General features: G+C 41.8%; 12 protein-coding genes. 6 read left to right on the top strand and 6 right to left on the bottom strand.

The window, feature by feature from the left end; translation table 11 throughout:
* Window positions 1–109 precede the first annotated feature (109 nt).
* Window positions 110–3,928 carry a bifunctional 2',3'-cyclic-nucleotide 2'-phosphodiesterase/3'-nucleotidase gene (locus BS1321_RS14835; protein ID WP_063234107.1) on the top strand — a complete coding sequence of 1,273 codons (3,819 nt, stop codon included), beginning with the start codon at window positions 110–112 and terminating at the stop codon, window positions 3,926–3,928.
* A 66-nt stretch (window positions 3,929–3,994) separates the two neighbouring features.
* Here the strand turns inward: BS1321_RS14835 and BS1321_RS14840 are convergent, their stop codons facing one another.
* Window positions 3,995–4,453, bottom strand: a complete 459-nt coding sequence (locus BS1321_RS14840) for a TspO/MBR family protein (protein WP_063234108.1) — start codon at window positions 4,451–4,453, stop codon at window positions 3,995–3,997.
* 142 nt (window positions 4,454–4,595) lie between these two features.
* On the opposite strand from BS1321_RS14840, the gene BS1321_RS14845 reads away from it, so the two are divergent.
* A complete protein-coding gene (locus BS1321_RS14845) occupies window positions 4,596–5,459 on the top strand; it encodes a DUF4349 domain-containing protein (protein ID WP_063234109.1) in 864 nt (287 codons plus the stop codon).
* A 45-nt stretch (window positions 5,460–5,504) separates the two neighbouring features.
* Here BS1321_RS14845 and BS1321_RS14850 read toward each other — a convergent pair whose 3' ends face one another.
* The 4 genes from BS1321_RS14850 to BS1321_RS14865 all read right to left on the bottom strand — a co-directional run bounded on the left by BS1321_RS14850 (window position 5,505) and on the right by BS1321_RS14865 (window position 10,043).
* Window positions 5,505–6,872 (bottom strand): amino acid permease, encoded by a 1,368-nt coding sequence (locus tag BS1321_RS14850; RefSeq protein ID WP_063234110.1) that lies wholly within the window; start codon window positions 6,870–6,872, stop codon window positions 5,505–5,507.
* 316 nt (window positions 6,873–7,188) lie between these two features.
* Window positions 7,189–8,346 (bottom strand): endonuclease, encoded by a 1,158-nt coding sequence (locus tag BS1321_RS14855; RefSeq protein WP_063234111.1) that lies wholly within the window; start codon window positions 8,344–8,346, stop codon window positions 7,189–7,191.
* A gap of 206 nt (window positions 8,347–8,552) precedes the next feature.
* Window positions 8,553–8,900, bottom strand: coding sequence for a phage holin family protein (locus tag BS1321_RS14860; protein WP_063234112.1), 348 nt, complete (start codon window positions 8,898–8,900; stop codon window positions 8,553–8,555).
* Window positions 8,901–9,152: 252 nt separating this feature from the next.
* Window positions 9,153–10,043, bottom strand: coding sequence for a TetR/AcrR family transcriptional regulator (locus tag BS1321_RS14865; RefSeq protein ID WP_063234113.1), 891 nt, complete (start codon window positions 10,041–10,043; stop codon window positions 9,153–9,155).
* Between the two features lie 620 nt (window positions 10,044–10,663).
* Here BS1321_RS14865 and katA point away from each other — a divergent pair.
* From katA to BS1321_RS14880, 3 genes are all read left to right on the top strand, one after another.
* Window positions 10,664–12,118, top strand: a complete 1,455-nt coding sequence (gene katA, locus BS1321_RS14870) for a catalase KatA (protein WP_063234114.1) — start codon at window positions 10,664–10,666, stop codon at window positions 12,116–12,118.
* A gap of 392 nt (window positions 12,119–12,510) precedes the next feature.
* The gene (locus BS1321_RS14875) at window positions 12,511–12,663 is read left to right on the top strand and encodes a hypothetical protein (protein WP_155726481.1); all 153 of its coding nucleotides are present in this window, start codon (window positions 12,511–12,513) and stop codon (window positions 12,661–12,663) included.
* A gap of 231 nt (window positions 12,664–12,894) precedes the next feature.
* Complete coding sequence (locus BS1321_RS14880) at window positions 12,895–14,088, top strand: M14 family metallopeptidase (RefSeq protein ID WP_063234116.1); 1,194 nt, start codon at window positions 12,895–12,897, stop codon at window positions 14,086–14,088.
* Window positions 14,089–14,531: 443 nt separating this feature from the next.
* On the opposite strand, the gene BS1321_RS14890 is transcribed toward BS1321_RS14880, so the two are convergent.
* A complete protein-coding gene (locus BS1321_RS14890) occupies window positions 14,532–14,858 on the bottom strand; it encodes a hypothetical protein (protein ID WP_232522692.1) in 327 nt (108 codons plus the stop codon).
* 275 nt (window positions 14,859–15,133) lie between these two features.
* Between BS1321_RS14890 and purT the strand changes: the two genes are divergently transcribed.
* Window positions 15,134–16,291 (top strand): phosphoribosylglycinamide formyltransferase 2, encoded by a 1,158-nt coding sequence (purT, locus tag BS1321_RS14895; RefSeq protein ID WP_063234118.1) that lies wholly within the window; start codon window positions 15,134–15,136, stop codon window positions 16,289–16,291.
* Window positions 16,292–16,368 lie beyond the last annotated feature (77 nt).

A 16,368-nucleotide genomic window follows, 5' to 3' on the forward strand; every position in this document is an offset into this window, starting at 1 on the left:
AAGTACCATTTATTCAAAATTCGTAATATTAAGGTAAATATTGGGGATTATTCGACAAAATCATGATATATTATTCTAGCATTTTACAAAAATAGAAGGGTTGTGAAGTATGTCTTTCAAGATGCATGTTAATAAGATGCTCGCCCCGATTCTTGCTGTGAGTTTGATTACAGCCCCATTTACCGTACCGGGGGAGACATCCGCCAAAGAGGCTAATAAGAAACCGGTCACGACTAAACCATTTATCATTTCAGCTCCTACTGTTAATTACACAAAAGGCACCAAAGCGACTGTAACGGTCACCCCGAAAAAAGGGAACAAAGGAAATGAAACCGTTGTCTTCCAATTAATGAGTGGGACGAAGGTCATTTCACAATCAGCCGTTGAGGCGGATATTAAATCGGCCCAAAAGTTCTCTGCGTACTTTAACACATACAAATCTGGTTATTGGGTAAAAGTATCGGTTGTCTCCAAGTATAACGGCAATACGAGTAATTTCGGCAACAGCTTGGCAGCCTCCGTTTCGGATGCACCATTTGAACTAAGGATCATGGAAACGACAGATATACACACTAATCTGGTGAGCTATGATTATTATAAGGATGCCGTTTCGGACTCCGTCGGTTTTTCTCGTACGGCATCTTTAATCAAACAGGCACGAAAAGAAGTGAAAAATAGCGTTTTAGTGGATAACGGCGACCTTATTCAAGGGACCCCCCTAGGTACGTACAAAGCGAAAATAGCGCCTCTGAAAAAAGGTGAAGTCCATCCCGTTTATAAAGCGATGAACTTGCTTGACTATGATGTGGCCACTTTCGGAAATCATGAATTCAATTATGGTTTATCTTATTTGGACGAGGCCACCAACGATGCGAACTTCCCTTATGTCAATGCCAATGTTTATAAAAAAGATAAAGACAATAATCCAAAGAATGATAAAAATAAATATACTCCTTATAAAATCGTCACGAAGAAAGTAAAGGACATCAATGGAAAAGAAAAATCAGTGAAAATAGGTTACATTGGATTTGCCCCACCGCAAATCATGGATTGGGATAAAGCGAATCTTGACGGGAAGGTCATTACAAAAGAAATCGTCACGACTGCAAAAAAATATGTACCTGAAATGAAGAAAAAGGGCGCGGATGTCATCGTGGCGCTCACACATTCCGGGTTTAATGGCGATACCAAGAATACCGAGGATGTCATCTATTCATTAAGCAAGGTGTCCGGCATCGATGCCATCACGTTCTCCCACACGCATAAGGTCTTTCCGGCACAAGATGAAGCTTCTTTAGACAGCCTATTTAAGGATAGCCAAGGAAAAATCCTTAAAGGCGTGGATAATAAAAAGGGTACCATCAATGGTGTACCAGCCGTTCAAGCAGGATATGGCGGCAGTAATCTCGGGATCATCGATCTTGATATCCAGAATATCAAGGGGAAATGGAAAGTCGTCAACTCCGATTCATCAACACGGGCAATCAACGACAAAATAACAGGAAAAAAAGCAGCTGAAGATGCATCTGTCGTCAAAGCCGTGAAGAGGGATCACGAAGGAACGATCAAGTATGTTAACACGCCAATAGGAACGACTACAGCTCCAATTCATAGTTATTTCGCCCTTGTGCAAGACGATCCTTCCGTACAGGTCGTGACGAGCGCACAGAAATGGTATGTAGAAAAATACATCCAAAGCAACCGCCCTGAATACAAAGTCTTGCCCATTCTCTCTGTAGGAGCCCCTTTCAAAGCGGGTCGCAATGGAGTCGAGGAATTCACCGAAATCAAGGAAGGCGGACTGACCATTCGCAGCGCCGGTGATTTATATTTATACGATAATACCTTGAAGGCAATCAAGATCAAAGGGTCCGTGGTTAAAGAGTGGCTTGAGATGTCTGCAGGAAAATATAATACAATCGATCCTGCCAAGTCTGAGGAACAGGAGCTGCTTAATGGAAAGTTTGCCGTCTATAATTTTGATGTGATTGACGGCGTTACGTATCAAATCGATGTCACCAAGGCTCCGCGCTATGATGAAAAAGGGATAAAAGTGTCGGATTCAAGCAGGATTGCAGATTTGAAATATAATGGTGAACCAGTGGACCCGAATCAAGATTTCATCGTCGTGACGAATAATTACCGTGCTTCGGGCGGAGGGAACTTCCCGGGAGTCAAGGGCAGCGAATATATAGTCGACTCTGCGGATGAAAATCGCCAGATCTTGATGGATTACATCACACAAGAGGGTGAAATCAATCCAACCGCTGATAATAACTGGTCGATCGCCCCGATTTCAGGCAAGGTGAACGTTACTTTCACCTCATCACCAAAAGGTGCTGAGTATTTAAATGAAGACAGCCCGATTTCCTATACAGGCAAAAAGGATGATAAAGGCTTTGGCATTTACAAATTCAATTTGGGGAAAGAAAACGTTAAGGTGCAACTGCTCGGAATCAATGATCTTCACGGTCAGCTTGATACCACTTCCGATTTTGGCGGTATCAAACAAGGGCGTGCTGATTATTTAGCTGCGCACTTGAAGCAGCGTAAAGCTGAAAACCCTGAAAATACACTTTTACTTTCGGCAGGGGATGCTGTTGGGGCAAGTGCTCCCGTTTCTTCTTTGATTCAGGACAAACCGACGCTTCAGTTTTTGAATAATATGAAATTCGATGTTGGAACTGTCGGGAACCATGAATTCGACAAAGGGGTAGAAACCCTGATGGCTCAAATCAATGGCGGAAAGTCGCCAACATCCGATGTGGTATTCGATAAATTGAACTTTCCGTATGTAGTAGCCAATGTCGTATATAAAGACACGAAAAAACCGATTTTGGACCCTTACGTCATAAAAAAGGTCGGCGGGATTGATATTGGGTTCATAGGTGTAGTCACGAATGCCACACCTCAAAAAGTAAGTCCGGATGGCATTAAGAATGTGGAATTCATAGAACAGGCACCTGCCGTAAATAAGGCGGTTAATGAGTTGAAAGAAAAGGGCGTCAAATCGATTGTGATCATCTCCCATGACCCAGGAACTGAAAAGGATGGGGTCATCACAGGCGAAGTAGCTGATCTTGCTAATGCCGTGGATGATGAAGTAGATGTGATCTTAGCCGGAGATAATCATGCAAAGGTCAACAACTATGTGGATAATAAATTAATTGTACAGGCTTACTCTTATGGAACTGCTTTTGAAGATGTGGATTTGGAAATCGATCCAAACACAAAGGATATTGTCAAACGGTCAGCTGAGATTGTCACGGTTACACAAGACGGCATCACACCGGATGCCGGGACGACGAAATTCATTAACGACTACCTAGACATGTTTCCCGAGTTGAAGGCCCCGCTTGGGACAACGGATGAGAAAATTTTAAGAACCAATGCCTATACACAGGAAACGGGCCTTGGGAATTTAATTGCCGATTCGATGAAGGCAGATTTGAATTCCGATTTTGCCTTCATGAATCCAGGTGGAATTCGTGCAGATATTCCAAAGGGAGAAGTCACTTTTTCCGACTTAGCGAAAATCCAGCCGTTCGGAAACGTATTGGTTAAGCTGGAACTGACTGGAGCCGAAGTGAAAACGCTGCTGCAACAGCAATGGATCGTTGAAGGATCTCCGAAAACTTTGCAAATTTCTGGACTGAGCTATACAGCCGACTTCAGTAAACCTGTCACGGAACGTGTCACTTTATTGAAGAAAGCGGATGGAACACTGATCAAGGATACCGAAACATATACGGTGGCCGTCAATGATTTCATGGCAAGCGGCGGTGATAACTATACCGTCCTGAAAGGAAAAGAGCGTGTGTTTGGGCATGCTGATCTGGAAGCTTTCGTTAACTATGTGAAAGAAACGTTTAAAGGCGGGAAGATCACGGCAGAAATTGAAGGCAGAATTACGAATATCAATAATTAATTGAGGTTTACTCGTGAAACTATAAAAGAGAGCGCTCCTTAGTACAAGGGGCGCTTCTTTTTGTGATTAATTGTTTCTGAAGATGGAAAAGTTTAATCCAAATAGCATGGTGACCCATGCGATATAGGGAATCATCGCTAAACCTGATGTACGGTCTATTTTATAAAACTCGAATGCCGCTAATGTAATCAAAGTCAGCAGTGCAGCCATTTCAATAAATGCTGTTCCGCGCAGGCCCCATTTGAAGAATAAAAAAGACCATAAGAAATTCAACCCCAGTTGAGTATCGTAGAGGAGTTCAGCGGACTTCGATTCTTTTTCTTTGGATGCAATGCGATATTTCGCTATGCCCATAATCGTATAAAGGCTGGTCCAAGCAACGGGGAAAGTCCAGGAAGGAGGAGCAAAAGCAGGTTTCTTGAGTTTGTCATAAATTTCTTTTGAATTCCTTGTGGCGAATATCCCCACAAGTGAACCTCCGACCACAGGTACCAATACACTTTTAGCTAATTTTCCGTAGTTCATTATGGATACACTTCTTTCTTCATAATTTGGATGTTCTTATACCTTTACCTTTTCATCTGAAAATAAAACATGCCCTTTAATCAAGAAGTGTAACTTTCTTCCAAACTTTACGTCGGTACTATTAAGAAAAGGGGGGATACCGATGAACCGTAAAATAATGATGCTTATGTTCAGTCTGTACCTTTTACTTGCTGGATGCAGCAGTAATGAAAAGGATGATTCAGCATCTAAAGTACAGGATGAAAAGGCGGAGAGTAAAATGGACGCTTCAATTTCTGGGAATAAAGTGCAGGAAGAAGTAGCGGAAAAGGAAGGGATGACGGATGAAAGAAAGGTCATCCATCAAGCCCAGCTTGAGTTGAAGGTGAAGAACCTTGAAAAGGCACAAATAAAGATTGAGAATAAGGTGGCTGAATATGGCGGATATGTTGTCGAGTCCAATGTATACAGGGAAGATGAAGAACTGGTGGAAGGAACGATCACTGTTCGGGTCCCTGAAGCCCATTTCCAGGATTTTTTAGCCGATAGCGAGGGCGAGGCTTCAGAAGTGGTCGGAAGGAATGTGACAGGGCAGGATGTAACGGAACAATATGTAGATTTAAAAGCAAGATTGAAGTCAAAGAGGGCAGTAGAGGAAAGGTTACTTGCATTCATGAAGGATGCTGAGAAGACGGAAGATTTGCTGAAAATATCATCCGATCTTGCCGTGGTGCAAGAAGAAATAGAGCAGCTGACCGGGCAAATGAAGTATCTTGAAAACCAGACCTCATATTCGACGGTTACCATCACGTTATCACAGGACCGGATAGTTGTGCCGGGCATTGATAATAAGGAATTGAATACATGGGAGAGAACGAAGAAACAACTTGCAACGAGTGCGAATCTATTACTTAAAGCTGGTTCAGGAATCATTGTTTTTATAATAGGAAACTTGCCTATCCTCATTATTTTAGGCGGAGCTGGTGCGGTGGTCCATTGGGTGATCAAAAGAAGGGGTAAAAGGTGAAGGCAGAATTAGAGGGTGCCAATTAGATTGGACACCCTCTGACATTTATCTATTCCGTTTATGCAAGCCGGTCACATAATACAGGGCTACCAGCAGTAAGATCCAAATCGGACCAACGATTAGAGCGATTCTTGTATCTGCTGAAAAACCGAGTACTACCATTACGAATACTAAAAAGGCTAAAGTGAAATAAGAAGTGAATGGGAAAAGAGGCATTTTGTAAGACAAGCCTTGTTTTTCTCCCTGACTCATTTTCCGTCTAGACATAATCTGTGTGACAAGTATGGTTCCCCATGTCCAGAGGGCACCGAATGTAGCGACACTTGTGACGTAAGTGAAAACTTTATCGGCTTCCATGTAGTTAAGGTAAACACCGAAAAGAAGCACGACAGCCGAAACGATAATGGCAACGCCAGGAACGCCTGACTTTGTTGTACGCTCGAAACTTTTTGGTGATTCACCTTGCTGCGCTAGGTTGAATAACATTCTTCCTGTACTGAAGATCCCGCTGTTACAAGATGAAAGGGCCGCTGTCAGTACGACAAACTGAATGATTCCTGCTGCTCCTGGAATACCGATTTTATCAAACATCATAACGAATGGGCTGTTTTCTCCATTCATTTCATCCCATGGAGTGATCGATAAAATGACTGTCAGAGCCAAAACGTAAAAAAGTAAAATCCGATAAAAAACGGTATCGATGGCTCTTTTTAAAGATTTTTCAGGATTTTTAACTTCACCTGCGGTTACACCGAGCATTTCAATTCCCAAATAAGCGAACATGACCATTTGGAACGAGAGGATGACACCGGAAATCCCATTAGGGAAAAATCCTCCATTTTCAACAAGGTTGCCGAAACCGACCGCGATTCCGCCGTTCCCCAGACCAAAGATGATCATTCCGAAGCCAAGGACGATCATAAGGATGATCGTAACGATTTTAATTAGGGCGAACCAAAACTCCAATTCACCGTAAGCTTTTACAGCAAGAAAGTTAACCGTTGTCATGATGGCAAGTGCGGCTAACGCCCAAGCCCATTGCGGAGTATCAGGGAACCAAAATTGCATATAGATTCCGACTGCCGTAATTTCAGCCATACAGGTGGCAATCCAAACGAACCAGTAATTCCATCCGGTTATATATCCGGCAAGAGGACCGACAAATTCGCTTGCGTAGCGACTGAAAGAGCCTGCGACTGGATTTTTTATCGCCATTTCACCAAGTGCACGCATGATAAGATAGATCATAAGCCCGCCAATGGCATAAGAAATGATGATGGCTGGACCAGCTAATTTAATTGCAGATGCCGAGCCGAGAAATAAACCGACTCCAATGGCTGCGCCAAGAGACATTAATGCGATATGTCTTTCTTCCAAACCTCTATGTAGTTGAGATTCTTTGGAGTTTTGCATAATTTTCCCCTTTTCTATGTTGGAGTTTAATTTTCTCTATCTAGCATTTTATCACTAGTAGAGGAGAATACATATTATTTATTGATTTTTCACATAATATTACAACTAAATAATATATTTTAATAGAAAGAATGTAAAGAAAAAAATGAAAACGCTTACTATGGAAGTGATCCCATCTGTTTTCATCAAATAATAATCTTCCAAAACTAATTGTAATGCTATTTAAACAAAATATAATTATGTGATTTTTCTAAAAATTTAGACTTTTAAATGATGAAAAGCTGTCCTCATAAAAAGGAACAGCTTTTTCGTTTTATCATCGCCAGATGGCGGAGGCCCATTCAGGATGATCTATGAAAGGGTTGCGATTATGCTGATATTGATTATAAATGATCTCATTTCGATTACGCTCGAAGGCATCTACAGGATCCTGTTCATTCCATTCAAGTAAGACAGCCAATTTACCATGATAAGGGGCGGTACCATTGTTCACTTGATTATTTAACTCTAAATCCACTTCCCCTGCATCACCCTCGTAACGAACCGCCATATAAAACAGCATCCGGGCGACATCACCTTTGACACTATCGCGAGGTTCCCACGAATCGGAGTCATAGTAATTTCCTATCGCTTCGGTATGTTCAGAACCTCCATTATCAAAGTCCAGGTTGTTTCTTGTACTGTTGACAGAAGCATCAGTCGGCCGAAGGTGATGCAGATCGGTGCCGGGTCCTAAAGTGGTACCAAAATCACCATGTGATTTCGCCCATACATGCTCACGATTCCAATCATTAACACCAGATCCGTTCATCGTTTTTCCTTGAGAACGCCCTGTATAAAGAAGAATGACATTATTGGCGTTATTCGGGTCCTCATCGGTTTTTCGTAAAGCTTCCCAGACATTTGAATACGATATTTCCGAATGGTCATCGATGATTTCATGGAGGGCATTCTTTAGCGAAGACCCTGATTTTCCAACGGCTGAATCATAGTATGAGTCACCCCCTGGTGTCTCCGGTTCTGGTGAATCATTCCCTGAAAACATGGCAGATATATCTTTCAAGCCTGGATGGGTGAAATACGCACTCAGTGTACAGGTTACGGTGACTTTTTTTCCTTTCAAAGAAGGATGTGTTTTTAACCCAAATTCAGAGCGGAAGGAGGTTGGAATCTGAACATATACCATATTGGCAATGTTTGTTTCCGAAGAGCTGTCTGCCAATGCTAGGGCATAATCATTCGGATAGCTGCTCGTGACGACGGTATTGGCTGACGTGGGCTGCCCCGTCACATATCCACTGACCGTTTTAATCGTGCTGTTTTGATTCGCAATGGCTTGGGAAACGGAGTAAGGAGATGACAAGCTGCCATCGCCAGCCGCGGCTAGTGATGGGGTGATGAAAAGAGCGGAAATAAAGAAAGCGAGCACGAGTAAAATGGGCAGAGCAAATCTTGGTTCATGTTTTGTGAACATGTCATTCCTCCATAAATCGATTCATACCCATTTCCAGAGAAATCGGCATGTATATGTAAAGTTATGGATATTAGGCGCTGTCTCCTTCTGAAATGTCAAAAATGAGAGAAAACAGCTAGTGAAGCTTGGCGGAATTTAGGGAAATAGCCCGGGAAATATCGAAGGCTGTTATGGAAATGAAATGGATACGAAAAACCGTCAGCATGCTACTGACGGTTTTTTTTACTCTGTTTTATAAGAAGACTTTGAATGAAACTCAATAACAATGATCCGATTAAAGCTCCCCAAAATGAATCTATTACAAAGCCACTGACGGCATAGGAAGTAATTTGGAATGTGAAGGCATTTATAATGAAAGAAAACAACCCGAACGTCAGGATGGTGATCGGCAATGTGATAAGTTGGAGAATGGGTCTAACAAGCAAGTTCATGATCGATAATATTAAAACCGCCAGCAGGGCAGTTCCGTAAGATTTAATCGTGATGGAGTCGAGAAGCCAGTCAATAACGAGCAATACCAGCCCGTTGGTAAGAAAACGCATTATTATGTTCATGAAAAACTCCTCCTGCAGTCACTTTACTACAAGTCATTATACTAAAGTTTCATGAATTTCAGTTATATGTTGCAGAATTGTCACAAAAAAAAGAGGAATACGATATGTATTCCTCCAGATTGGATAAAGACCCATTTAAGGGTCTCAGAGCAGTTTTTTTCTATTAAAAACGTTCCAGTTGTTTCAGAAATTCGCTCCCTTTCCGCCGAAAGAACCCCATTTGTCTACAAAACGGGACCCATTAGGTTCTATTTAGTTGTTGGCGATGATCTTTTCGAATTCACCTAATTCCAATGTGTTTTTCAATTTTGGATTGGTGTTTAAGGAAAGCAGGGCACTTTCGATGAGAAAGATTCGCGGTTCAACGTTTTGTAATAATTCCTCTTGAATAAAGTGAATCAATTTTAAGTTTTTAACCCGTTCCGCTTCATCATCTTGGCAGAGCCTCAAGATCAATTTTTTTAGGTCATTTGCAGAGTGCAGGAGTGCTGTATGAAAATCCTGCTGTGTATGGAAGCACTCAGGCAGCCATTGCTTGATGAGATCTGGTTCCAAAAGCTGTGCTTTTGACGTGCTGACATCTTCGAAAATCGATTTAATCCTATCGACACAATAACGGATAATTTCAGTAGGGTTGAAATCTGGCTCTTTAGCCAAGGCATTAAAATGAATCGTTTGATGCATCATCCCCGAGTAAAGAATGGCACAGTCCAAAATATAAGGTTTTTTATCAGCACCGAAAATGTCGAGAAACCGTTTTGATAGCCAATGGATATGCTGGAATTTAGCATGTGTTATGAAGCTCTTAAGTTCGGTATCATTTGAAATCATTACTTCTTCATATAAGAAAAAGATTTTATTATTTTTGTTGGAGTGCATTTGTAATTCGGATTGTTTGATGAATATTTCAATATCTGCAAGGTTTTGCCCAATCAGCAATTCATTCCGCTCTTTTTCGAATTTTTCTTGCGAAGTTAGGAAGACTGCCTTAAGCAATTCGCTTTTAGAAGAAAAATAGTTATAAAATGTTCCTTTTGAAATGCCGCTATAATCTAAAATATCCTGAATGGAAGTTGCTTGATAACCCTTTTCAATAAATAATTGGTGTGCATATTTTACTACCAGTTGTTTGCGCTCATTCATATATATCACCCTTACTCTTATTGGACGGTCATTTTAACGTAATAGTATCTTATTTTCTATACGAACACAAACCAGCATGTTTACAATTTCTCTAGCGAAATTAGGGTGAATGCCTTTTGTTTCATTCAATTTATGGAGAGTTCTGCTGAAGATAGGGTTCACAAAAGCAATGAAAAAATCAGTTTCTATGCATCCTTCTATTGTCATGTAAATAAAGGCTGATGAAGTGAACAAAGTCACAGGAGAACAATTCGGTTTGTTATAAGATAGAAGGAAATAGGAGAAGTAGCGCAAAGTAACTATGAATATTCGTAATCATTCTCGATTACTATCCCATTAGTAGGAGAAATGATAAAATCACTTGTCATGAAGGAATATTGGTTATAAGGGTCGTATACCATTATTAGGAATTAAATTATGTCAATATGCTGTTCCGTCAACGTTTATATCTATTAGATTAACCACATTATGGATGAGTGAGGAATTATATCATCAAACAAAAAACAATGAATTAATTATTATATTAAAATTATTATAAATAAGTATTGATTTTTTTCTGAGAAGCTTTTGAGAAGCTTTATCATTATATACATAAATAATAATGAAAAGGTGGTTCAATTATGTCGAATAAAAAAAACCTTACTACAAGCTGGGGAGCGCCAGTTGGAGATAATCAGAACTCGATCACTGCCGGCGAACGAGGCCCGGTACTCATTCAAGATGTACACTTATTGGAAAAGCTAGCCCACTTCAACCGTGAACGTGTGCCTGAACGTGTAGTTCATGCGAAGGGTGCCGGTGCATTCGGAACTTTCGAAGTAACGAACGACCTTTCTCAGTACACGAAAGCTAAACTTTTCAATGGTGTGGGCAAGAAGACAGATCTTTTTATCCGTTTCTCCACAGTTGCAGGTGAATTGGGTTCTGCTGATACAGTCCGTGACCCGCGTGGATTTGCTGTTAAATTCTACACGGAAGAAGGAAACTACGATATCGTCGGTAATAATACGCCTGTATTCTTTATTCGCGATGCGATTAAATTCCCCGACTTCATCCATACACAAAAAAGAGATCCAAGAACACATTTGAAAAACCCTACGGCAGTTTGGGATTTCTGGTCACATTCACCGGAATCTTTGCACCAAGTAACGATCCTGATGTCCGACCGGGGCATTCCTGCTACACTTCGTCATACACATGGCTTCGGAAGCCACACATTTAAATGGGTGAATGCTGAAGGAAAAGGAGTTTGGGTGAAATACCACTTCAAAACAGAACAAGGCATCAAAAACCTTGATGTGGATCTAGCTGCAAAACTAGCAGGTGAAAACCCTGATTACCATACGGAAGATCTTTTCAATGCCATTGAAAAAGGGGACTTCCCTGCATGGAAATTATATGTTCAGATCATGCCTCTGGAAGATGCGGATACATACCGTTTCGATCCATTCGATGTGACGAAGGTATGGTCTCAAAAAGATTATCCGCTGATCGAGCTTGGCCGTATGGAATTGAACAGAAATCCTGAAAACTACTTTGCTGAAGTAGAGCAAGCCACGTTCTCACCGGGAACATTCGTACCAGGGATTGAAGCTTCTCCAGACAAGATGCTTCAAGGACGTCTATTCGCATATGGAGATGCACACCGTTACCGTGTGGGCTCGAATCATAACCAGCTTCCGGTGAACCGTCCGAAAGTGGAAGCGAACAACTATCAGCGTGATGGCTTCATGCGTGCAGACGACAATGGCAAGGGATCTGTTTATTATGAGCCGAATAGTTTTGGCGGCCCTGCCGAATCAACGGAAAATAAAGTCACTCCTTTCGAGGTGACTGGGCAAGCTGAACAAGTTGGTCATAATAGTGATGATCACTACACTCAAGCGGGTGACTTATACCGTCTATTGAGTGCCGAAGAGAAAACTCGCCTTGTTGACACGATCGTGGGCGCAATGAAACCTGTGGAATTGGAAGAAATCAAGCTTCGTCAAATCGGTCATTTTTACAAAGCCGATCCAGAATACGGAACGCGCATAGCCGAAGGTTTAGGTTTGCCCGTACCGCAAGAAGCGTAAAATAGGGGACTCCCAATCTATTAAAATGCAAACAGGCATCCATTCATGAATGGATGCCTGTTTTGTTTGTTTATGGAGGGCACCGTTATATAAATGACACCCGACAAGTTCGGTAAGAATATATAGTTATAAAAGTTTGAAAGGAAGTCATGCTGTCAGATTAATGGGGGGCCAGTTACTTAGATTATCGGTAAAGGCTGGAATTAATGACTGGTAAAAGAATCGGGATTTAGTAGGCAGTCCAATTTACCAGAAACCACATATTTTACAAAAGTTCTTAAAAGATTGGATGTAGGGAATGAGCTTAGCATTTTCTTAATTGATGAAATGAAGGTGAGCGATCAAGAAAATCCGGTTATATGACTTTTGGAATGAAACCCATTACAGGGAGGATGAACGCTGGTGCGCTCACCGGTATGACTGGCCGTTCCTGGTCAGGTATCGGGAGGGATATGAATGCAAATGGAACGATAGGCCTCAGCATTGTGGGAGATTTGCAGAAAATGTCTTTGAATTGCCTCACAAGTTATCCGACATTCGCTTGAAGCATCTGGGCTGGATTAAAGAAAAAGATCGGATGGCGAAATTCAAAAGATATCGAAAATTAGAACCTGAGGGTAAGTTTGGAAGTACTGAGCATATCTAAGCATTCTGGATGATGCCCCACTTTGGTTCATTTTGAGGAGTGACTTTTCAATAATCATGTAGTCCAGAACAGGGTGCTTTGGCAATAATTAAATCGAATCAGCATACATTTGGTTAAGAGGAGGTGCAGTATGGACGTTTTTGTGCGGCAGAATGATTCCTTGTGGTATTATAGCCAATTATTCAAGGTGAATTACCAACTTATCATTGATTCCAATAATGGGATTGATCCACTTGCACTTATGCTTGGTCAACAAATCAAAATTCCTGGCTTTACGACTACCAGTTATAGCATTAAGCAAGGTGATTCGTTATGGGCAATTGCCAGGTCACGTAATCTTTCATTGGATGCCCTATTTTTGGTTAATCCCAATCTCAACCCGAATGCCCTGCAAATTGGCCAGACAATTTCTGTGCCATTAAGGATTACGTGGAGGCTAATTCAAGGAAACCGAGAATATGATTATGAGACGATGATGACCGATGTAAGACGTTTGAAAAATATCTATCCATTTATTAAAAACTCCCCCATCGGGGACTCGGTGCTTGAAAGGGATATCCCCGAAGTGCTGATTGGAAATGGTAACAAACGAGTTCACTATAATGGTTCCTTTCATGCGAATGAGTGGATAACGACGCCTGTGATCATGACCTTTTTAAATGATTATTTACTCGCAATCACGAATCAGGCTGACATCCGCGGTCTATCTATGTTTCCCTTTTATCAACAGACGATGCTGTCGATCGTCCCAATGGTGAATCCGGACGGAGTGGAGTTGGTTCTGAAAGGCCCTCCTGCAGATGAGTCATTGAGAAGACGGCTCGTCGAATGGAATAATGGCAGCGAAGACTTCTCTGGCTGGAAAGCCAATATTAACGGGGTGGATCTGAATGATCAATTTCCAGCCAAATGGGAACTGGAACAAGCACGCAATAATGTAACGGATCCAGGTCCGGCAAATTATTCCGGGGAAGGGCCGCTTACACAGCCAGAAGCTATTGCAATGTCAGAGTTGACAAAAAAACGTGATTTTGGCAAAGTTCTTGCTTTCCATACCCAAGGAGAGGTCATTTATTGGGGGTTTGAAGATTTGGAACCACCCGAGTCGGAAACGATAGTCAATGAGTTTGCGAGGGTCAGTGGTTATGAGCCTGTCAAATCCGCCAATAGTTATGCAGGGTATAAGGATTGGTACATTCAGGATTGGCGAAGGCCGGGGTTTACCGTGGAGCTGGGCAAAGGAACCAATCCCCTGCCTATATCACAGTTCGATGAGATTTATCAGAAGTCGCTTGGGATTTTCTTAGCTGGGTTATATATGTGAATTTTGACCAAATGAAAAAGCTCAACTCCGTTACCATGGGGAAGAGCTTTTTAGTCTTATAAACTCTTAGACTTGAAACGATGAGGGCTGCTGCAAAAAATAAGTAAAGTTATGCTTTACTTATCGATTGCATGATTAACTCGCCTTTTAGCCTAAAATTAACGGACATTCTCCATGTCCCAGTAATGTTGCAGCCCCTACCAAAAGGTATTCTGATAGTTTTGCAGTAAAGAAGTTCTTTGACTTCCTTAGCGCTAGTATTGGCCCCACCTACGCCATATACTTTGACGGCCACGCATGCCATCCAACCTAATTTCATTATAATAGAAAGCGCTTACATTTACAAAAATAATCGTAATGCAAATTTCGACATTCATATAAGTGTCCCTTACCAGTAGGTGGAGAATGGGCATATTACTGATAAGGGCCCTATAAGATTCAGGTCAATTTGCAATGAATTCCTGTAACTTTTGCCTTAGGCCACCATTGCCGAATTTAATGAACTTTGTCTTTCCGGCTTCTTGTTCCGAGGTAGAAGCGAAATCCAAAAAGGCTAAAAGGTTGATCCGGCGGTGAAGAATATGGACAATGCCATATTCATAGAACCAATGATCGATCGTGTTGTAAACCCCTCTATTCAGTCTATATTTCTGCTGGCACCAGTGGAAAAATAGTCTGTCAGGAAGATTAAGGTACTCCATATCTTCTAAGCCCCCATTTTGCTTCTCATTCATGACAGGGGAAATGGTCCGTAGCATTTCCTTTTGCATAGTAAACTCCTCCCTCATTGATAAAAACGAAAAAACCCCCTATTCCTATTGAATAGAGAGCCTCCAGTGAACTAGTCAGCTTATATATATACTTTATATAAAAGTAGTATAAAGTATATTAATCCCATTTGTCAAGTTGGTATTCGAAAACTAAAATGAATATATTCATTTCCAGTTTTCAGTGTGATTTTAAATGAAAATACGAATAAATATTTATGTTTATTCGTTTATAGTTCGTATATAATGATTTTGAAGTATTAAGGAGGAGAGACTGAATGTATAAATCGAAAAAGATTTTATTATTGGGCTCGGGTGAATTGGGGAAAGAGGTCATACTTGAAGCACAGCGACTGGGTGTGGAGACCGTTGCTGTAGACCGCTATGAACATGCCCCTGCCATGCAAGTCGCTCACCGCAGTTATGTGATCGATATGCTGGATGCGGAGCAACTAAGGGGAGTTGTAGAAAAAGAACAACCCGATTTGATTGTACCGGAAATCGAAGCCATCGCTACATCTGAACTAGTCAAATTGGAAGAGGAAGGCTTTCATGTCATTCCGACGGCAAGAGCGGCTAAATTGACTATGGATCGTGAAGGAATCAGGAGGTTGGCTTCTGAAACCCTGGAGATTCCGACCGCAGCCTACAAATTCGCCGATACATATGAAGAATTTGTCCAAGCTGCCAAGGAAGTTGGTTTTCCCAATGTCGTAAAACCGCTGATGAGTTCCTCAGGTAAAGGGCAAAGTGTGTGCCGAACGGAAGGTGACCTGGAGGATTGCTGGAAAATCGCGATGGAAGGCGGCCGGGTTCAAAATGGACGGGTGATCATTGAAGAATTTATCCGTTTTGATTCGGAAATTACGCTGCTTACTGTCCGGGCCGTAAATGGTACCATGTTTTGTGCTCCAATCGGTCACATTCAGCAGGGCGGGGATTATATTGAATCTTGGCAGCCGCATAATATGACAGAAGCGCAAATAATGGAAGCGAAAAGAATTGCCCATGCCATTACAGATGAACTTGGAGGGTACGGATTATTCGGGGTTGAGCTTTTCCTCTCAGGGGATAAAGTCTATTTCAGTGAAGTTTCCCCACGTCCGCATGATACGGGGCTAGTGACATTAGTGACTCAGAATTTGTCCGAGTTTGCCCTTCATATTCGTGCGATTCTAGGATTTCCCATCCCGGAAATCAAGCTGATCAGCCCAGGTGCCAGCCGTCCATTAAAAGCGCAAGATGAGTTATCGGAATATTCTATAGTCGGTGTTGAACAAGCTTTGGCTTTACCGAATACACAAGTGCGTCTTTTCGGAAAACCTGTAACAAAGGCAGGTAGAAGGGTCGCAGTCGCCCTGTCGTCTGCCGATTCAATCGAGTTGGCGAGAGTGAATGCGGCCCGTGCTTTGGAATGCTTAGTTGTAGAGAAATAATAGTGAAAAAAGCGCTCTTTGAATGGAGCGCTTTTTAATATAGCATGACCTCCATAACCAGGCCCCCGACAGAGTTC

The organism is Peribacillus simplex NBRC 15720 = DSM 1321 (genome assembly GCF_002243645.1).
Classification (GTDB): domain Bacteria; phylum Bacillota; class Bacilli; order Bacillales; family DSM-1321; genus Peribacillus; species Peribacillus simplex.